This is a genomic window from Paenalcaligenes sp. Me131 (genome assembly GCF_050487225.1).
Taxonomy (GTDB): domain Bacteria; phylum Pseudomonadota; class Gammaproteobacteria; order Burkholderiales; family Burkholderiaceae_B; genus Paenalcaligenes.
On sequence record NZ_JBKQGY010000002.1, the window covers coordinates 101,952 to 122,200 of the forward strand.

Sequence of the window (20,249 nt, forward strand, 5' to 3'; positions counted from 1 at the left end):
AGAACGACTTGATGCAAGAAGCTCCAATCAATCTCAGTCAGCTCGAAGGCCACCTCTGGGAGTCCGCCAACATCCTGCGCGGCCCGGTGGATGCGGCTGACTTCAAGACCTACATCTTTCCGCTCCTGTTCTTCAAGCGGATCTGCGATGTCTGGGACGAGGAATACGCCGAGATCGTCGATGAGACCGGCGATGCCGAACTGGCCCTCTTCCCAGAGTCGCATCGCTTTCAGATCCCTGACGACTGTCACTGGAATGACGTCCGCGCCGTGGCGACCAACGTCGGCAACGCCCTGCAGCGCGCCATGCGCGAAATCGAGAAGGCCAACCCGGACACCCTGTACGGGGTCTTCGGCGACGCCCAATGGACCAACAAGGATCGGCTCTCCGACGCGCTGCTCAAGGATCTGATCGAGCATTTCTCGCGCATCTCCTTCGGCAACAAAAACATCGCATCCGATGTGCTGGGCGATGCCTACGAGTACCTGATCAAGAAATTTGCCGATGCCACCAACAAAAAGGCTGGCGAGTTCTATACCCCGCGCAGCGTCGTGCGGCTGATGATCGAAATCCTCGACCCCAAAGAGGGCGAAACCATCTATGACCCCGCTTGTGGCACTGGCGGCATGTTGCTGGCAGCCGTTCAGCACGTTCAAGAACAACACGGCGATGTGAAACGTCTGTGGGGAAAACTCTACGGGCAGGAAAAAAACCTCACCACCTCGTCCATTGCCCGCATGAACTTGTTCCTGCATGGCATCGAGGATTTTCAGATCGTGCGCGGCGATACCCTGCGCAACCCGGCGTTCTTCGAGGGTGACCGTCTGGCGAGCTTCGATTGCGTGATCGCTAATCCGCCCTTTTCCCTCGAAAAGTGGGGCGAAGACCTATGGATGAACGATCCCTTCGGACGCAACTTCGCCGGGCTGCCCCCGTCCAGCAGCGGTGACTTCGCCTGGGTGCAGCACATGGTCAAGTCGATGGCCGAAGGGGCCGGGCGCATGGCCGTGGTGTTGCCCCAGGGCGCTCTGTTCCGCAAAGGGGCCGAGGGCAGTATCCGCCAAAAGCTACTGGAGATGGATTTGGTCGAGGCGGTCATTGGTCTGGCGCCCAACCTTTTTTATGGCACAGGCCTCGCCGCCTGCATCCTGGTGCTGCGCAAGAAGAAGCCGGCCCAGCGGCGCCAAAAGGTGATGATTGCCGACGCCTCCAGGCTCTTCCGGCGCGGTCGCGCACAGAACTATCTGGAGCCAGAGCATGCCCTTGATATCCAGGGCTGGTTCGAGAAGTTCGAGGATGTGCAGGACGCGGTACGCATCGTCGGCCTCGATGAAATCAAGGCCGAGGACTGGACGCTGAATATCTCACGCTATGTCCTGCCGCCGTTGCAGGAGGATATCCCGCCGCTGCCAGAAGCCATCGAGTCCTTCAAGAGTGCACTCATTCGCTGCCGGGAAGCGGAAGACAGGCTGACCAAGGTTATGGTGGAAGGAGGCTGGCTGCAATGAGTGCCCGCATTACTCAACAAGAACTCGAATCCTATCTCTGGGGCGCCGCCGTGCTGCTGCGCGGCCTCATCGATGCCGGCGACTACAAGCAGTTCATTTTTCCGCTGCTGTTCTTCAAACGCATCTCGGATGTCTGGGACGAGGAATATCAGGCGGCGCTCAAGGAGTCAGGCGGCGATCTCTCCTATGCCGAGTTTGCCGAAAACCATCGCTTCCAGATACCAGATGGCGCGCATTGGAAGGATGTGCGCCAGGTCCCGAAAAACGTCGGCATGGCGATCCAGTCAGCGCTGCGGCAGATCGAGTCAGCCAACCCGGACATGCTGGCCGGCATTTTCGGCGATGCGCCCTGGACCAACCGTGAGCGCCTGCCGGATGAAACGCTCAAGAACCTGATTGAGCATTTCTCGACGCAAACGCTCTCGGTCGCCAACGTGCCCGAGGACGAGCTCGGCAATGCCTACGAATTTCTGATCAAGAAGTTCGCCGACGACTCCGGCCACACGGCTGCCGAGTTCTACACCAACCGCACGGTCGTGCACCTGATGACGCAGTTGTTGGCCCCGCAGGCCGGCGAGTCGATCTACGACCCCACCTGCGGTACCGGCGGCATGCTCATTTCCGCGCTGGCCGAGGTCAAGCGCAGCGGCGGTGAGTACCGCACCCTCAAGCTCTATGGGCAGGAGCGCAACCTGATCACCTCCGGTATCGCCCGGATGAACCTCTTCCTGCACGGCGTTGAGGACTTTCAGATCATCCGGGGCGATACCCTGGCCGATCCAAAACACATCGAAGGTGACCGGCTGCGCAAGTTCGACGTGATCCTCGCTAACCCGCCGTACTCCATCAAGCAGTGGGACCGCGAAGCTTGGGGACAGGATAAGTGGGGGCGCAACTTCCTCGGTACCCCGCCGCAGGGGCGGGCCGACTACGCCTTCCAGCAACACATCCTGGCCAGCCTGTCAGACCGTGGCCGCTGCGCCATTCTCTGGCCGCACGGCGTGCTGTTCCGCAACGAGGAACAGGCGATGCGCGCCAAGATGGTCGAGCAGGATTGGGTAGAAGCTGTGATCGGCCTCGGGCCGAACCTCTTCTACAACTCCCCGATGGAGTCCTGCGTCATGGTCTGCAACAGGCGCAAGCCAGCCGAACGCAAGGGCAAGGTGCTGTTCATCGACGCGCTGAACGAAGTCACCCGCGAACGGGCGCAGAGCTTCCTCAAGCCGGAACACCAGCAACGCATTCTGGAAGCCTTCCGTGCCTTCGCGCCGATCGAGGGCTTTGCAGCGGTGGCGACGCTGGACCAGATCGCCAGCAACGGTGCGAACCTGTCGATTCCTTTCTACGTGAGGCGAGTGTCAGGCTCCGCGAACGGCAACGGCACCAATGAGGCCGTCAGCCTGAGAGCGGCCTGGGAGCAGTGGCAAAGCGACGGACGCGCCTTCTGGCAGCAGATGGATGCTTTGGTGGAAACGCTCGATGGGCTCGAAGTCGAGGAGGTCGAGCGTGCTTGATAAGGTAAAAAAACAAGGCTGGCGCCAGGTGAAGTTCGGCGACGTGGTACGCCAAGTTAAGGAAAGGGTTGAGCCAGAAACTTCAGGACTGGAGCGCTACGTCGCCGGTGACCACATGGATACCGACGATTTGCGAATCCGTCGCTGGGGTGAGATCGGCAGTGGCTATCTTGGGCCTGCATTTCACATGCGCTTCCGGCCAGGACAGGTACTTTACGGCTCTCGGCGAACCTACCTCCGCAAGGTGGCTGTCGCAGACTTCGATGGAATCTGCGCCAACACCACCTTTGTGATTGAGCCGAAGAACGCGGAGGAGCTACTGCCCGAGTTCCTTCCGTTCCTCATGCAAACGGATGCTTTTAACGACTTCTCAGTCAAGAATTCCAAGGGTTCGGTTAATCCGTACATCAACTTCTCTGATTTGGCGCGCTTTGAATTCGCATTGCCTCCGCGAGAGGAACAGAGAAACGTCATCGCCGCGATGAAAGCTTTTGATGAGCATTTTGAGTCGTGTCTTGCTGTGGAGGCGCATGGGTCAGCCTTACTTAAATCTTTGCTTAACCGTATGTGGTCTTCATTTCCGAAGAAAAGAATCGGAGAGCTTGTTGAACTAGGACTGATCGCACCACCGCAGGACGGTAATCATGGAGAAAAACACCCCAAGGCATCGGATTACGTTCCTGAGGGAATACCGTTTGTAATGGCTTCTGATTTGAGAGGCGGCGAAGTCGACTTCGAGCGTTGCAGCAAGATTCCTGAGGCGCTTGCTCGCACGCTGAGGATCGGCTTCGCGAAGCCTGGAGATGTTCTCTTGAGTCACAAGGGGACGGTTGGTGAGGTTGCCAGGCTGATGAATCTTACAACTGACTTTGTGATGTTAACTCCTCAAGTTACATATTACCGTGTTATTGATCGGGCGAGGCTTGCATCAGACTGGCTGTATTTTGCTTTTCAATCCCCGGGGTTTAAACAGCTTCTTGATCAGTACGGACGGCAGTCTACAAGGGCTTATATCGGCATAAAGGCGCAGCGAGAGCTCTCTGTGCCGATTGCGCCTCCGCAAGAACAAGAGCAGGTGCTTTTTGAGTTAGGTGCAACCGAGAAGGCAGTCTTTGATGCTATGCGACGTGCACGCTCTTTAACCGTTGTGCGTAAGCAGCTTCTTGCTGAAGCACTCAAGTGAGGTGAGAGATGTTCACTGAAGCTAATACCGTCGAAGCCTACCTCTACGACCTGCTCTCCGGCCCGGCAACGTCCAGCTCCGTCAATGTCGTCCGGGAGCCGGAAGCCGCCTACGGCCGCAGCCGCAAGGGGATCGGCTGGCGCCGCATCGCCAGCGCCGAGATCCCGCGTCAGCACCAGGACGTCCTGGTTGAATCCTGGGTACGCGAAGCACTGATCCGCCTCAACCCGGAGATTGCCGCCCAGCCCGACCGTGCCGACGAGGTGCTCTACAAGCTGCGCGCCATTGTGCTCTCGGTGCGCTCCGATGGTCTGATCCGTGCCAACGAAGAGATGATGGCGTGGATCAAGAGCGAGCGCTCCATGCCCTTCGGCCAGAACAATGAGCATGTACCGGTTCGTTTGGTCGATTTCGACAACCTCGACCAGAACCAGTACGTCATCACCCAGCAGTTCACCTTCCGCGCGGGGAGTGCCGAGCGGCGCGCCGATCTGGTCCTGCTCGTCAATGGCCTGCCTCTCGTGTTGATCGAGGCCAAGACACCGACACGTTCAGCGGTGAGCTGGGTGGATGGCGCCTTGCAGGTGCATGACGATTACGAGAAGCATGTGCCGGAGCTGTTCGTCTGTAATGTGTTCTCAGTGGCCACCGAAGGCAAGGAGTATCGCTACGGCTCGCTCGGCCTGCCCATCAAGGATTGGGGGCCGTGGAACCTTGAAGACGACGGCGATGCGCTCAAGCACCCGCTGAAAGGCTTGAAACTGGCTGCCGAGAGCATGCTGCGGCCCCATGTGGTGCTCGACATCCTGGCCAACTTCACCCTGTTCGCCACTAACAAGAAAAAGCAGCGCATCAAGATCATTTGCCGCTATCAGCAGTACGAGGCGGCCAACAAGATCGTCGAGCGGGTGCTGGCCGGCTATCCGAAGAAGGGCCTGATCTGGCATTTCCAGGGGTCAGGCAAGTCGCTGCTGATGGTGTTCGCGGCGCAGAAACTGCGCCTGCATCCGCGCTTGAAGAATCCCACGGTGCTGATTGTGGTCGACCGTGTCGATCTCGATACTCAGATCACTGGCACCTTCACCGGGGCCGATATCCCCAACCTTGAGAAGGCCGATTCCCGCGACAAGCTGCGCCAACTGCTGGCGCAGGACGTGCGCAAGATCATCATCACGACGATCTTCAAGTTTGGCGAAGCTGATGGCGTGCTGAACGATCGCGGCAACATCATCGCGCTGGTGGACGAGGCGCACCGTACCCAGGAAGGCGACCTCGGCCGCAAGATGCGTGATGCGCTACCGAATGCTTTCTTGTTCGGCCTGACCGGCACGCCGATCAATCGTTTCGATCGCAACACCTTCTACGCCTTCGGCGCGGAGGAGGATGACAAGGGTTACCTGAGCCGCTATGGCTTCGAGGAGTCCATCCGTGACGGCGCGACCCTAAAGCTGCACTTCGAGCCGCGCCTGCTGGAGTTGCATATTGACAAGGCGGCCATCGACGCCGCCTTCAAGGAGATGACCGGCGGTCTCTCCGACCTCGACCGCGACAACCTTGGCAAGACCGCCGCCAAGATGGCCGTGCTGGTGAAGACGCCAGAGCGTATCCGACGCGTGTGCGAGGACATCGTCCAGCACTTCCAGAGCAAGGTAGAGCCGAACGGCTTCAAGGGCCAGATCGTCACCTTCGACCGCGAATCCTGCCTGCTCTACAAGCAGGAGCTGGACAAGCTGCTGCCGCCGGAGGCCTCCGACATCGTGATGACGGTGAACGCCAACGAGCCGCAGTACAGGGCCTATGCGCGCACGCGGGATGAAGAGGAGCGGCTGCTCGACCGCTTCCGCGACCCCAACGACCCGCTCAAACTGATCATCGTCACCTCGAAGCTGTTGACCGGCTTCGACGCACCCATCCTGCAGGCGATGTATCTGGACAAGCCGCTGCGCGACCACACGCTGCTCCAGGCCATCTGCCGGGTGAACCGCACCTACTCCGAGCAGAAGACCCATGGCCTGATCGTGGATTACCTCGGCATCTTCGACGACGTGGCCAAGGCACTGGAGTTCGACGACAAGAGTGTTACGGCGGTGGTGTCGAATATCCAGGAACTCAAGGATCGGCTGCCGGAGGCAATGCAGAAATGCCTGGCGTTCTTCGTCGGGGTGGACCGCACGGTCGAGGGTTACGAGGGGCTGATCGCCGCCCAGCAGTGCCTGCCCAACAACGAGGTGCGCGACAACTTCGCGGTCGAATACAGCCTGCTCAACAAGCTATGGGAGGCCATCTCGCCAGATCCGATCCTCGGTGAGTACGAGAAAGACTACAAGTGGTTGTCGCAGGTGTACCAGTCGGTGCAGCCCTCCAGCGGCCACGGCAAGCTGATCTGGCATTCGCTGGGTGCCAAGACCATCGAGCTGATCCACCAGAACGTGCATGTCGACGCGGTGCGGGATGACCTCGACACCTTGGTGCTGGACGCCGATCTGCTGGAGGCCGTGCTCTCCAACCCCGATCCTAAAAAGGCCAAGGAAATCGAGATCAAGGTGGCCCGGCGCCTACGCAAACACCTCGGAAATCCAAAGTTCAAGGCGCTCTCGGAGCGTCTGGACGCCCTGCGCGACCGCTTCGAGTCCGGCGTGCTCAACAGCGTCGAGTTCCTGAAGCAACTGCTGCAACTGGCCAAGGAAGTACTGCAGGCGGAGAAGGAAACGCCGCCGGAGGAGGACGAGGACCGAGGCAAGGCGGCGCTCACCGAGCTGTTCAATGAAGTTAAGACCGCCGAAACGCCGATCATCGTCGAGCGCGTGGTGGCCGACATCGACGAGATCGTGCGCTTGGTGCGCTTCCCCGGTTGGCAGGACACCCTTGCTGGCGAGCGTGAGATCAAGAAGGCGCTTCGGAAATCCTTGTTCAAGTACAAGCTGCATGCCGATGAAGAGCTGTTCGAGAAAGCGTACAGCTACATCCGGCAGTATTACTGAGGCCCGAGCATGAAAGCAGAAGACACGCTGGTTACCAATCTGCTGCAGGGCGCGAAGCAATTCATCGTGCCGATCTTTCAGCGCGACTACAGCTGGGGCACGAAGCACTGCCAGCAACTGTGGAAGGATGTGATTCGCGTCGGTAGCGACCCAAATGTGAAGGGGCACTTCCTTGGCTCAGTGGTCTATGTCGCGGCCGAGGACAACACAGCCACCATCACTCGTTGGTTGTTGATCGACGGCCAACAACGCCTGACAACGCTGACGCTTTTGTTGATCGCGCTTCGTGACCGGCTGGCACAACTTCCTGGAAATTCAGGCCAGGGAGAGGAGGAAGCGACGCCCGATGAGCTGGACGACTATTACCTGCGCAACCGGCACGGCAAAGGGGAGCGGCGGCACAAGCTGCATCTGCGCCGGGCAGATCACGAAACGCTGATTGCGCTTCTGGATGGAAAGACGTTGCCAGAGGCCGCCTCGGAACGGGTGAAGGAGAACTTCCTGTTCCTGCGTGATTTGGTCGCCCAGGCAGATGTGCAGACCGTCTACAACGGCATCAAGAAGCTGGTGGTCGTGGACGTGAGCCTGACGCGCGGCCAAGATGACCCGCAGATGATCTTTGAAAGCCTGAACTCTACTGGGGTGGATTTGACTCAGGCCGATCTGATTCGAAATTTCGTACTGATGCGTTTGGACGAGTCCTCCCAGACCCAGCTCTACGAAGAACACTGGCAGCCGATCGAGCAAGCTTTCGGGCGGCGCTACCGTACCGAGTTTGATAAATTCGTGAAGGATTTTCTGACGCTGCAACTGCGTCCCGGCACGCCATTGAAGGCGGCCGATATCTATCACGAGTTCCGTAGCTACTTCTCGCGTACTGTCGGAAAGCGTGATGTCGACGGCATTCTCAGCGACCTGCGCCGCTTCGGCACCTACTACACGGCATTCAGTCTCGGACAGGAGAAGCGGCCGGCATTAAAGGAGGCGTTTTCCCGCCTGCGCTCCCTGGTCGAGGTGGCTTCGCCGGTCGTGCTGACGCTTTACGACTTTTATGACCGAGCCAAGACCCTGAGTGCCGAAGAGTTCGTCGAGGCGGTCGAGTTGCTGGAGAGCTTCGTCTTCCGGCGTTCAGTGTGCGACATGCAAACCCGCAGCCTCGGACAAATATTCGCAAGCCTCGCCTATCGGATCACCGAGAGCCAGCCGCTGCTCAGTTTAAAGGTGGCGCTGTATCGGCAAGGCAAGAAGCGCCGCTTTCCAAGCGATACTGAGTTTCGTGAGGCGCTCGAAACCCGCGATGTCTACGACATGCGAACTTGCTTCTATCTGCTGGATCGGCTTGAGAACTTCAGCAAGGAGCGCATCGATACATCGAACTTTTCCATTGAGCACGTTATGCCGCAGAACGAGGATCTTCGTCCGGAATGGCGAACGATGCTTGGTAGCGACTGGAAAGCAATACAGGAAACGTGGCTGCACCGCCTGGGCAATCTGACGCTGACCGGATACAACTCCACATACAGCGACCGTCCATTTTCCGAGAAGAAAACGATTGCCGGCGGTTTCGATGAGAGCCCGCTGCGCTTGAACAAGTTCATTCGCGAACAATCGGCGTGGGATGGCACGACCATCGAGCAGCGAGGCAAGTTGCTCGCCGAGAAGGCCGTGACCGTATGGCGACCATTGGTCGTCGATTTGCTGGCCGTGAAGCAACGGGAGTTGGAGGAGCACAAGGCCTTTGCCGCCAACTACAGGATCGAGGACCTGGAACTGGATGACATCGCCAAGAATTTACTGGAGGCTTTACGTCCACAGATCCAGGCATTTGGTGAAGATGTAGTCGAGCTGCCCAACGACCGGAGCGTTATCTACCGTGTGTTTGATTTCTTCGTCGAAATCATCCCGCGTAAGCAGCGGCTGAGCCTCTTGCTGAATCTCGATTTTGCCGACTGCGAAGATCCATCAGGCAGAGCCCGGGATGCCACGGAGTTCGCCTTCATCATCGGCGCAACTGAAACGGGGGGAGTGCTGTACAACCTGGACTCGCAAGACGATGTGCCGGCCGCGATCAACGTGGTCCGGCAAGCGTACGAGCGTGTGACAGAGTGATTGCCGATTCTAAAAATGCCTGATTGTCTGGAAATGATCTGATATGCCGAGCACTGCAAAGAAACGAATCTCCAAGAGTACTTTGTCCATGTTCCTGCGGACCAAGTGCGATCGTGAACTTTATCTGTCTTTGCATGAAGACTCGGAGCTTGATGCGCATGGCATGCCGGTTCCGTTGCAGGCACGTCCTGGAATCGGTGTCCTCCAAACGGCAGGACGGGATTTTGAGGATGAGCGCAACGATCAGTTGATTCAGGCGTTCGGCAGTCTGGTCATCTATCAGCCGGACAAGGGAGGCGCAAACAAACCAGTCAAGGCACCGCTCGCGTCGTTGCTTGGCAAGATAACAGCCTTGCCGTCAATCATTCTGCAAGGGAAGTTCGAGCCCTCTTCCTTCCAGAACGCCGTGATGGCGAATATTGGTCTGCAACCCGGACAGATCACTCAGGTCCCGCCAATCGCCGGGCTCATCCCTGACATCATCGTCGTGCGCCAGGCCACAGCCGATGACGAGGAGGTGGGGCCAGACGGATGTCGTCGGCGAATTGACTCGGCAACTGAGACGCGGCGTGCATTGAGCATCATTGATGTAAAGCACACTAGCGAGGCTAATCCGAGCTACTCCGCCGAAGTAGCGCTTTACGCACTTTTTCTGGCGAACTGGATCGCCGACCAGGGGTTGCAGAATGAGTATTTCGTAACGATTCGCAGCTACCTGTGGACCCGATTCAAGCAAGGCCAATCTGAACTCGACGCGTTGATGTCGGGCACCTCCCCAGCGACAGCGATTCAGTATCTCAGTGCTCTGATCGCCGATAGCGAAGACGCCAACTTGCGCTTCTATCTGCCCACCGTTCTGCATTTCTTCCGGGAGGACTTGCTCCGGGTCATCGCTGTTGGCGACGCATCAACCAACGGGTGGCAGAACCTTGAATGGCATGTCGATGGCAGGTGTAGTGCCTGCGACTGGTTGGGTCACGAAAAGTGGGCAAATTCGAAGGACAAAGCGCGAATTGCGGCTCAGCCGAACCACTACTGCTACCCCGCAGCGAAGCTGACTGGGCACTTGAGCCAAATCGCGGGTATGACACGAGGTGCAAGAAAGACGCTCCAGATTAATGCCATTCAGGACACGGCGGGTGCGGCAAGCGCCCCCTCCGCACATCCTGCCTTCCAGCAACACAGTCATCTCAAAAAGGAACGAAGCCGTATTCCCGCGCGGGCGCAGGCCCTGATTTCTTCGGCCACGACGGTGGACAGCGCCGCCGTGCTGGCGAGCTTGGCGCCAGCGCCACAACTCCATGTGGCGATCGCGGTCAACTTCGATCCGAGCGCTGGGTTGCTCACTGGCCTTTCGATACTTGGTAGAGCGACGGCGTATGTGACGGGACAGTCGCCCCGGCAGTTTGCGACGAAATGCTTTGTCGTGGATCAGAAGGCGCTGGCTGACGAGTGGGTGGCTTTGGAGGGGCTCCTGTCGACACTGTCTGACCTGATTGATCAGGCTGAGACATTTGTTCGCGCTGCCGGACGAACCCCGCTAACTGCACAAATCGCGTTCTGGGAGAAACGACAGTTTGAAGAGCTTTGTGCGGCGATGGGGCGGCATTTGCCACGGGTATTGAGCCTGACGAATCGCAAGACCAAGGCGCTGGCCTGGCTTTTCCCTGCCGATGAACTGATCGAAAAGCCCGATGGCGCAGTCAGCCCCTGCGTTGTTTTCGTTGATGAGATTGTCCGGCGAGTTGTTTTTGCCCCTACACCTCATGTGATCACCCTGTTCGATACCGTCGAAACCTACTATTCGGGTCCTGGACCAGTTCGGCTGGGTGATGCGTTCTATCGTGAATTCCTCACCAACGGCATTCCTCGGGAACGCATTTACGAGATTTGGAGCAACGTCACCACGATTAAACGGGGGTCCGTTACTGTTCCCCGCAACACCGTCATTCAGGAATTCGGCAATGCGCTGGAGAAACAGTGCCGGGCATTGAACAGCATCGTCGAGAGACTGCGCACGGACTTCAAGGGGCAGCTCAAGGCAAACGCTCCAAAGCTGACATTGTCTATTCCTCAGGGTGCTCGCGACGTCGCGTTCGACAGCAAGCTTTGGGTTTGGTGGGAGGAATTGCAGTATCACACTAAAAAGCTGGAGTCCCACCAGCGCCTGGCGCTTGATGCCGAGGCACTAGAGGCTAGTTACGAAGCGGTTCGGCTCACCAACGGGCAACCTACAGGAACCTCGAATGAGTACGTATTCGACGTGCTTCCTGGGTCCACCGAAGCCAAGCTCGACGACAACGAAGGCTATCTGGCTCTCGGCAAGGAAGGTCATCCTGGGCTTCCTTTGCAGCGTGGAAGGGATCTGATCGCCGGTGGCGCGCCGCTTCACCCAGGGCAGAACGACACGCTGCTCGCACCGCTGTGGTCCGTACTTTCCGTAACGCTCGTGTCCTTTGACAGAGGCATGCAAAAGGCTGTCCTGAAGCTAACCAACTGGCGTGAACCGGCTTTCGTACCGTATCTGCTGGCCAACTCGACTGTTGATCTGCTGAACGACATCTTTATCACCAAAGGCCAGGGCTCCTTCAAGTGGTACGAGACGGTCAAGCGGATTCTCACTGCAGTAGGAAACCCGTCGATAGCGGTGGCAGATAGCAATGCGGCCACTGCGATGGGGGCGAGGACTCCGCGCCCCGGCTCAGACCCGGTTACTCCTCTTGCCCGCGTGCTCTGGGAGGCCGACGCTCTTCACGCGACATCCGTCGTCGCTGCGACGCAGGCCTCTTCGGTTGCAGCCTACGCCAAGGCCAAGCACAACCTGAACAAGAGTCAGACAGATGCTGTCACCCAGGCGGCAGAAAAAGGGCTGACTATCATCTGGGGGCCGCCAGGCACCGGGAAAACCCAGACACTAGCTGGATGTATTCACGGCCTTGTGCATGATGCCGTGCGGCGGGGGCAACCATTGAAATTGCTGGTCGCCGGACCGACGTACAAGGCTGTTGAGGAGATTATTGGTCGTGTTGTTGAGGCGTTAGACAACGATGCAACCTGTCCTGCTGAGGTCTTTGTTGGATATTCCTCGTCGCAAATGCCAAAGTCATTCACGGCAGGTAACTCGCATCTACGGGTCGAATCATTCAACCTAAACAAGGACAATCAAGAAACAAAGGATTGCCTGGCTAGCCTGGCTAAAACCGATGTTGTCACGATTGTCGCCACGGCGACGATGCAGGCGTACAAGCTCGCCGAGTGGACCTATGGTCGCCATGTTGCGCCGATTTTTGACGTCGTGATTGTCGATGAAAGCTCTCAGGTTCAGGTCACACACGCAATCTCGCCACTGGCCACCTTGAAGGACGATGCGAGACTGATCATTGCTGGCGATCATCTTCAGATGCCGCCTATCATGGCGCTTGAACCACCCAAGGGTTCCGAATACCTGGTGGGCAGCATCCAGAAATACCTGCTCGACCGTCCGTTTGGCAGCCAAATCGTTCCATGTCCGCTGGAAGAGAACTACCGCTCGGCGGAGGACATTGTTGCCTATGCCCGCACGATCGGCTACCGATCGACGTTGAAGGCGTCAAACGCCGCGACGGCACTTCATCTCTTGGCGGCGGTGCCAACTCCCGCATCAAGTTTTCCAGGGGCCTTCCCTTGGTCATCTCTGTGGCCGGATATTCTTGACCCCACGAAGAAGGTGCTGACGTTGCTCCATGACGATGATCTATCGTCCCAAAGCAATTCCTTCGAAGCCAAGATCGTCGCCGCCTTGACATGGTGCCTGAGGCAGACAGTGAGCGCAGAACTTGATGGGCGAGGTGTCGTGACGCATGCGATACCTACGCCCGATCAGTTCTGGGGGCAGTGCATCGGAATCGTGACGCCGCATCGCGCTCAACGTGCCCTGGTGGTTCGAGAACTGCGGTCAATATTCCCGTCTGATCCGCCGAACTTGATCGACTCGGCTGTTGATACCGTGGAAAAGTTCCAGGGTGGTCAGCGGCACACGATCGTTGTGACTTTTGGTGTCGGGGACGCGGACGTGATCATGGGAGAGGAAGCGTTCCTGATGCAGCTAGAGAGGACAAACGTGGCCATCTCGCGCGCGATGGCCAAGTGCCTGGTAGTCATGCCAATGACCCTGGCAGGGCATGTCCCTCAAGACAAGAAGGCGATCGAAACTGCACACGCGATCAAAGACTACGTCGACGAATTCTGTAATCAGGAACTTGTTGATCAAGTCTCGTTCGGATCAACGTCGAGACAAGCGAAGCTGCGTTACCACCAATAGCAGCGGCAGTAATCAAATTCTTTCGACGTGAAAATCGAACTCGACGGCGGCGGCAGACTCGGCTTTCATCTGATCTGCTTGCCGCTTGCCAACATCAGCTGACTTTGCTGAGCGCGTAGAAACCAAGCGCCAATTGACTCCAGATTCTTGCAAAGAGTCTCCGAAGAGCTTTTTTGCATCAACCAACGCTGACGGAATTATTCCGAATCGGACGTACATATGGAGCGATTCGGAGGACGAAGCAGCATTGGCAATATTGCGCCAAACATTTCCAAGCGAGGCTGCAAATGCCTGTTGCCCACCGTGATTAAGTTGCGGGCCAGCTGAATAGTCAATGGAATCAGGGCCGCCCAGAAACCAGTTTCTCAACCATTGATCTTGAACATATGTTCGCATTCCATAGTAGGGGGGGGAGGTTATTACAACCGAGGGCGCATTACTAATCGACTGAAACAACTCTTCCGATTGAGCGTCTCCATGTAGGACATGAGATATCGGACATGGGGAGGCTTGATCAAGTCCAGCCAACCGCTCTATCTTTCGACGCAGTACTCGGAGTACATCAATCTTTGGCGCTTTGAGGTCGCGTTCCTTCCAGAATCGAACAGCGTAGTCCGGTTTTGACGCGTAAGTCCTTGGCATTTGATTTGAAAAGTAGCCCGCGCTCTCAAGATGCTTGGGGAGTGGGCCGTGCAAACACCCCAGTGCGGCAGCACGCAATATGGACGACGCATCCGTTTCATTTCCGAGTCCAAGCAATCCTTCGCGCAGAGCGCAAATATCACGGAGCGTCGACCGGTGATACGCGGCACGGAAGAATGGAGTGTCTGGCAAGTCGGCTGGCTCGGCGTCTGCAATCAGTTCCGCAGCAAGCTTTAGAGGAGCCTCGATGTCGCAGCTCGCAAGCTTGGCTTTTGCAATAGCAACAGCAACAGGCGACGAATCAATACCCCAGGCAGAAAGTCCAAATTTTCGAGCAGAGAATAACGTGGTGCCCCGACCACAAAATGGGTCGAGCACAACTGGCTGTTCCTTTAGATGCTTTTTGAGCACCCTATTCGGATACTCAAGCGGAAACATCGTAAAGTAAGGGCAAATTGCGTTCAGCGCATTTTCTTTTTTGTAGGCGAGGGCCACGTTCTGAGTACTTGTGTTTGACATGAATTTTAGATATAAGGATTAGTCTACACGGCAATGGGTGCGTAGGGAACCATTGGCGGCGTTAGCTCTATCCGGAGTGTGTGCTTTGTGCAAGGTTATCCCTTCCAACAGCAGTCTGCGGCAGTAGCTCCATTCAACGACCTGGCCGCTGTTGAAGAGAACCAGCATGGTGCAGAGCATGGCAAGGGTCATGCTCTGCGACAGATCCGGCAGAAAACGCTGTGCTTGCTCGGTTTCCTCGCTATGCCCTGCATCAGTTTGGGCGATTTTCTGAAAGTCATTGTTGATTTTGCAGACGACCCCCAGTTTGCCCAATTGCTTCAGCAGGCTCGCACCCTGCAGACGTAGCAAAATCCGCTCAGACGTGCTGGTAGACGTCTGCCGCATCCCGCCTATCAGGCCATCAACTTGGGCAGCCAGCTGTCGCATCAGTTTCTTTTGCTGTTGCAAAGGCATGCTGTGTTGAAAGGCATCATCGAGCAGCAGCTCATCTATTTCCGAAAGCAGTGCAATGCTATTGGCAACCCGGCGATAACTGTCGGCCAGTTTTTCGAGCTTGCGTATCCGTGAGCTATGTGTCTCCACCGAACAGTTGTTGGTGCCGAAAAAGGTGAGTGCAGCTAACTCCTCAAAGAAGCTCGACTGAATTTCGTGTGGCAGCGCCTTGAAGTCGCGATGTTGCTGAATTTTTGCAATCAGGCGCTCCCTGAATAGTAAGCGTCCTGCCTCCGTGTCGGGCAGGTACTCACTGTGTTTTACTGACTTCACCTGTGCTCTCCCGCTTCCAGAGTTCAAGCTTGTCCGCCCATGCCTGCATCATGCCCCGCCGCTCTTCGAGGTAGGTGGCATGGTTGTAGGTGCGGCGTACCGAGTTGGGTTCCGAATGGGCAAGCTGCGCCTCAATGGCATCCGGGCGGTAGCCCATTTCGTTCAGCCGGGTGCTGCCCGTGGTTCTGGTGCCATGCGGGCTGTAGGTGCCGCTCCAGCCCAGCACCTTGAGCGCCTGCCGGATCGAATGCACTGACATCGGCCTGTTGCGGTCATCCCTGCCGGGGAAGAGGTGCGTCCGGTCGCCGCTAATGGCGCGCAGGCGCCGCAACATCTCTATGGCCTGCGTTGGCAGTGGCACCACATGCTCGCGGCGGGCTTTCATGCGCCGAGCTGGGATCGTCCAAAGCGCGGCATCGAGATCGAATTCAGCCCATTCCGCTTCTGCCGCTTCGCTGGGACGCGCCAGTGTCCACCACATCAACTGTATGCAGAAATTGACCTGATAGCCGCAACGGTGGTTGTCGAAGTCGCTGAGCAGCTTGCCGATCTGCGCGGTGGTCAGTGCCGTCTTGTGTTGCGTCTTGTTGGCGGGCAACGCCTTGCGGACGGGCCAGACGGGATCGTTGTCTGCCCGCAAGGTGGCGACGGCCAACTCGAAAATGCCGGACATGGTGCGCTTGGCTTCGGCGGCGACGGTCGGCGCACCGCGCTTTACGGTCTTGGTGAGGATGTCGAGAACGTGCGCGGGGGTGATGTCACGCACAGGTAGCTTGCCGATGCTGGGGAATACCACCCGCTCCAGCATGTCCAGGCGGCGTTTCTTGGTGATGTCTTCCCAGTCCCGCAGAGCCAGCCATTCTTTGGCGACCATCTCAAAAGTATTGGTGGAATCCTGTTCGCGCTTGAGGCGCTCAAGCTGCCGGTGCTGAACGGGGTTGATGCCCTGCTTGACCAGCTTCCGCGCCTCCTCGCACTTGTCCCGCGCTTCGGCCAGGCTGACGGTGGGGTAGTCGCCCAGCGCGAACCACGATCCCTTGCCACCCAGCTTGAAGCGGTAGCGCCAAGCCTTTACCCCATTGGGCTTCACTTCGAGGTAAAGGCCGCGAAGGTCATTCAGGCGGTAGAGCTGCTCCTTCGGTTTGGCAGCACGGCAGTGGGCATCTGTCAGCACGGTGTCACGAGATCGGCAATGAGGAACGACAGAAGGATCATATACGCCTTCCGCCGCCTCGTCCAATCTTTATATACACCAGTATAGTCACTTTGCGCAGGCAAGGCCGAGCAACATCATGCAATCGTCAGAAACGAAAAACCCCGGATTTTCCGGGGTTCTAGCGTTTTTTCAAGGCTTCAAAGCAATCTTATGAAATGCTGAGAAATGGCTCTCTAGGGTCAGACGTTAAACAAGAAGTTCAACACGTCGCCATCTTTCACAATGTATTCTTTACCTTCAGCGCGCATCTTGCCCGCTTCTTTAGCACCTTGCTCGCCTTTGAACTGAATGAAATCATCGTATGCAATGGTTTGCGCACGAATGAAACCACGCTCAAAGTCGGTGTGAATCACACCAGCAGCTTGAGGAGCTGTAGCACCCACAGGCACGGTCCATGCACGTACTTCTTTCACACCAGCGGTGAAGTAGGTTTGCAAGCCCAGCAGTTTGTAGCCAGCACGAATCACACGATTCAAACCAGCTTCTTCCATACCCATGTCTTCCAAGAAAGCGGCTTTATCCTCGTCGTCCAACTGGGCGATTTCAGCTTCCACGGCAGCACATACCGCTACAACTGGAGATTTTTCTTTCTCGGCGTATTCGCGTACTTTGTCCAAGAATGGGTTGTTCTCGAAACCGTCTTCTTTAACGTTCGCTACGTACATAGCAGGCTTAGCGGTAATGAAACAGAACTGCTTCAAATCAACCAACTCGGCTTCATCAAAATCCAATGCACGTACGGGTGTGCCTTGGCCCAGCGCTTCAATGATGCGCTCTAGTGATTTGCACAAACGAATAGCGTCTTTATCACCAGAACGTGCCGTGCGGCTATTACGTTGCAATGCTCGCTCAGCACTGGCTAAGTCAGCCAATGCCAATTCAGTGTGGATCACTTCTAAGTCGTTCAGTGGATCGATTTTGCCGGCCACGTGAACCACGTTCTCGTCTTCGAAACAACGCACCACGTGCACGATAGCATCGGTTTCACGGATATTGGCCAAGAACTGGTTGCCCAAGCCTTCACCTTCTGATGCACCAGCTACCAAACCCGCGATATCCACGAACTCTACTACCGCAGGTAGAACACGCTCAGGGTTAACGATTTTAGCCAGCTCACCCAAACGAGCATCCGGCACTTCCACAATCCCTACGTTAGGCTCGATGGTGCAGAATGGATAGTTTTCTGCAGCAATACCAGCTTTGGTAAGGGCGTTGAACAGAGTAGATTTACCTACGTTGGGCAAGCCAACAATGCCGCATTGAAGTGACATGACGTTTCCGAAAACAAGAGAAATTAAAAGGAGTATTGTAGCGGCTTAGCGGCCATTTCCGAGCATTTACAACATGTGCTCTGGCAAAGTACTAACAATGATCCAAACCAGTAGCAACGGGCCACTATTAAAAATGGCATGCAATGCTATAGATGCCGCAATACCGCGTCGTACACGCAGCCACGCTAACACCAATCCGGTGACTAACTGCGGCAGCACTAATAACGGCAACAGTAACCACGGCCCATTACCAAAATTGAAATTATAAAGATGCAAACACGCAAAAGCGATGGTTGCCAAGTACATCACCCACGCAAAGTAGCGCACATACCAACGCGCAAACCTCATGGGCATAGGCTGTTTACCGCTAAGGCGTTGTAACCACAAACGCCAACCTGTTGCGGTTGTAGCACTGGCTCGTAGTGGCACATTGCTCCATGCTGGCTGCATCAAGAGCAATACCAGCAACGCCACTAAAGCGATGCTGTACCACACAGGGCCACTAAACAGACACGTAATGACTATAGGCCCCAACCACACAAACTGTAGCGGCCTACGTAAACCGTATCTAAACACCAACTCTTCTACGATGGGCGCCCAGATCAAGGCTTGCAGCCACGGTAAATTCGTAATATCCAGACGGTGCTGTGCACCTGTAGCACCAGCCACCGATGCCGCCAAGGGGCCAAACAACGCCATGTTGATCGCCCACAAACACAGAGCCCAACACAATAAACGCTTAAATGGCGCGGCCGCAAACCAGTCCACTTGTACCGCGCTACCTGTTCTACGAATCACATGACGACGGCTTACTGTAGGCCGTCTTAGGAAGGCAAAGAAATCCTTCAGCTCATCACGAAAACGCACAGGTTTAGCACTCATTAGGCACGGTTCTCACTATGCAGTTTAGCGGTTGCCACATCCATTTTCCCAGCCAAGATGTCAGGCAAAATTGCGTCGCAGCGGTAAAGCACATCTTCGATTTGGGACAACTCATCTTTACGCGGAGCATTCAGTACAAAACCAGCCACTTGCTGAGCCAAGCCCAATGTACGTGGGTGTCCTATACCTATGCGCAAACGCCAGTAATCTGGTGTCGCAAACACTTGGTGTATATCACGCAAACCATTGTGTCCGGCGTGACCACCTGCAAATTTAATTTTAGCCTGACCAGGCAATAGGTCTAACTCGTCATGCAACACCAGCACTTGATCCGGTGTGAGCTTGTAAAAACGCATTAATGCACCAGCGGCCTGACCCGATCTATTCATGTAGGTCATAGGCTTAGCAATGATGACCGCCTCACCCTCAAACCTGCCTTTTGCTACCCACGCGTTAAAGTTTTTTTCTAGCGTGAACGACGCATGCAGTTGTTGTGCCCACCGATCAGCCAGCCAAAAGCCCGCATTATGGCGAGTTGCTTCATATTCGGGGCCGGGATTTCCCAAACCAATAATCAAACGTATTGCTTTAGACATTGCGTATAGGCCTACAACAAACTGATTAGATCAACAAAAACAAACCCCCGACAGAATTTCTGGCAGGGGTTTTGTACTGCTATAGATCGTGGAGATCTAAGGTCAGACTTAAGCTTCTTCGGAGGACTCGCCTTCTTCGCCTTCGTCTTCTTCAGCCTTAGCACCGCCAACAGCCAGAGCAGCTGCCAATACTGGATCTTCTTCAGTACCTGCGTATTCAACGCCAGCTGGCAATTTGATTTGGCTCAGCAACATGTTAGCGTTTTCGCCCATTTCACCCAAATCTACTGTGATTTCAGTAGGCAGGTTTTTTGGCAAGCAAGTGATTTCCAGGTCAACAGCAACGTGGCTGATTACTTGGCTGTGCAGTTTAACTGCTGGGGATGCATCACCGTTCACGTAGTTCAGAGGTACACGTGTAGTGATTTTCTCGCCAGCCATCACACGTTGGAAATCAACGTGCATAACTTGCTGTTTGTATGGGTGCCATTGCACAGCACGTACCAGAACGTCTTGAGCTTTACCGTCCAGTTCCATTGTCAAAATGGAAGCGTGGAAAGCAGGTTTGTTCAAGTCGTGGTAAATCTGGTTGTGGTCCAGAGCAATTACTTGTGGCTCAGCGTTACCACCGTACACAACGGCAGGCACCTGACCAGCGCGACGCAGGCGGCGGCTCGCACCCGAACCCTGTACGCTACGCGAGGAAGCAGCAAATTTCATGAGAGACTCCAATATGGCCAAAGGCCGTTTCAATGACGCA

Annotated in this window: 13 protein-coding genes; 6 read left to right on the forward strand and 7 right to left on the reverse strand. The window is 56.2% G+C overall.

Annotation, left to right across the window (positions count from 1 at the left end; genetic code table 11):
* The first annotated feature begins 11 nt into the window (after positions 1 to 11).
* The 6 genes from ACLPHM_RS08685 to ACLPHM_RS08710 all read left to right on the forward strand — a co-directional run bounded on the left by ACLPHM_RS08685 (position 12) and on the right by ACLPHM_RS08710 (position 13,595).
* Complete coding sequence (locus ACLPHM_RS08685) at positions 12 to 1,508, forward strand: type I restriction-modification system subunit M (protein ID WP_430220853.1); 1,497 nt, start codon at positions 12 to 14, stop codon at positions 1,506 to 1,508.
* The gene (locus ACLPHM_RS08690; RefSeq protein WP_126710376.1) at positions 1,505 to 3,022 is read left to right on the forward strand and encodes a type I restriction-modification system subunit M; all 1,518 of its coding nucleotides are present in this window, start codon (positions 1,505 to 1,507) and stop codon (positions 3,020 to 3,022) included. The genes ACLPHM_RS08685 and ACLPHM_RS08690 overlap by 4 nt, the downstream gene beginning before the upstream one ends.
* Entirely contained in the window at positions 3,015 to 4,205 is a 1,191-nt protein-coding gene (locus ACLPHM_RS08695) for a restriction endonuclease subunit S (protein ID WP_430220854.1), read from the forward strand. The genes ACLPHM_RS08690 and ACLPHM_RS08695 overlap by 8 nt, the downstream gene beginning before the upstream one ends.
* 8 nt (positions 4,206 to 4,213) lie before the next feature.
* Positions 4,214 to 7,186, forward strand: a complete 2,973-nt coding sequence (locus ACLPHM_RS08700) for a type I restriction endonuclease subunit R (RefSeq protein WP_430220855.1) — start codon at positions 4,214 to 4,216, stop codon at positions 7,184 to 7,186.
* Between the two features lie 9 nt (positions 7,187 to 7,195).
* A complete protein-coding gene (locus tag ACLPHM_RS08705; RefSeq protein WP_126710373.1) occupies positions 7,196 to 9,295 on the forward strand; it encodes a DUF262 and DUF1524 domain-containing protein in 2,100 nt (699 codons plus the stop codon).
* Between the two features lie 88 nt (positions 9,296 to 9,383).
* Positions 9,384 to 13,595, forward strand: coding sequence for a DEAD/DEAH box helicase (locus tag ACLPHM_RS08710; RefSeq protein ID WP_430220856.1), 4,212 nt, complete (start codon positions 9,384 to 9,386; stop codon positions 13,593 to 13,595).
* A 12-nt stretch (positions 13,596 to 13,607) separates the two neighbouring features.
* Here ACLPHM_RS08710 and ACLPHM_RS08715 read toward each other — a convergent pair whose 3' ends face one another.
* From ACLPHM_RS08715 to ACLPHM_RS08745, 7 genes are all read right to left on the reverse strand, one after another.
* A complete protein-coding gene (locus ACLPHM_RS08715) occupies positions 13,608 to 14,732 on the reverse strand; it encodes a DNA methyltransferase (protein WP_430220857.1) in 1,125 nt (374 codons plus the stop codon).
* Positions 14,733 to 14,774: 42 nt separating this feature from the next.
* Complete coding sequence (locus ACLPHM_RS08720; protein WP_094807625.1) at positions 14,775 to 15,524, reverse strand: hypothetical protein; 750 nt, start codon at positions 15,522 to 15,524, stop codon at positions 14,775 to 14,777.
* Positions 15,502 to 16,698, reverse strand: coding sequence for a tyrosine-type recombinase/integrase (locus tag ACLPHM_RS08725; RefSeq protein ID WP_094807626.1), 1,197 nt, complete (start codon positions 16,696 to 16,698; stop codon positions 15,502 to 15,504). Before ACLPHM_RS08725 ends, ACLPHM_RS08720 begins: the two co-directional genes overlap by 23 nt.
* A gap of 221 nt (positions 16,699 to 16,919) precedes the next feature.
* Positions 16,920 to 18,011 carry a redox-regulated ATPase YchF gene (gene ychF, locus ACLPHM_RS08730; RefSeq protein ID WP_430220858.1) on the reverse strand — a complete coding sequence of 364 codons (1,092 nt, stop codon included), beginning with the start codon at positions 18,009 to 18,011 and terminating at the stop codon, positions 16,920 to 16,922.
* Positions 18,012 to 18,077: 66 nt separating this feature from the next.
* The gene (locus tag ACLPHM_RS08735) at positions 18,078 to 18,893 is read right to left on the reverse strand and encodes a CPBP family glutamic-type intramembrane protease (RefSeq protein WP_430220859.1); all 816 of its coding nucleotides are present in this window, start codon (positions 18,891 to 18,893) and stop codon (positions 18,078 to 18,080) included.
* Positions 18,893 to 19,489, reverse strand: coding sequence for an aminoacyl-tRNA hydrolase (gene pth, locus ACLPHM_RS08740; protein ID WP_430220860.1), 597 nt, complete (start codon positions 19,487 to 19,489; stop codon positions 18,893 to 18,895). The genes ACLPHM_RS08735 and pth overlap by 1 nt, the downstream gene beginning before the upstream one ends.
* A 108-nt stretch (positions 19,490 to 19,597) precedes the next feature.
* The gene (locus ACLPHM_RS08745; RefSeq protein ID WP_430220861.1) at positions 19,598 to 20,209 is read right to left on the reverse strand and encodes a 50S ribosomal protein L25/general stress protein Ctc; all 612 of its coding nucleotides are present in this window, start codon (positions 20,207 to 20,209) and stop codon (positions 19,598 to 19,600) included.
* Between the last annotated feature and the right edge of the window lie 40 nt (positions 20,210 to 20,249).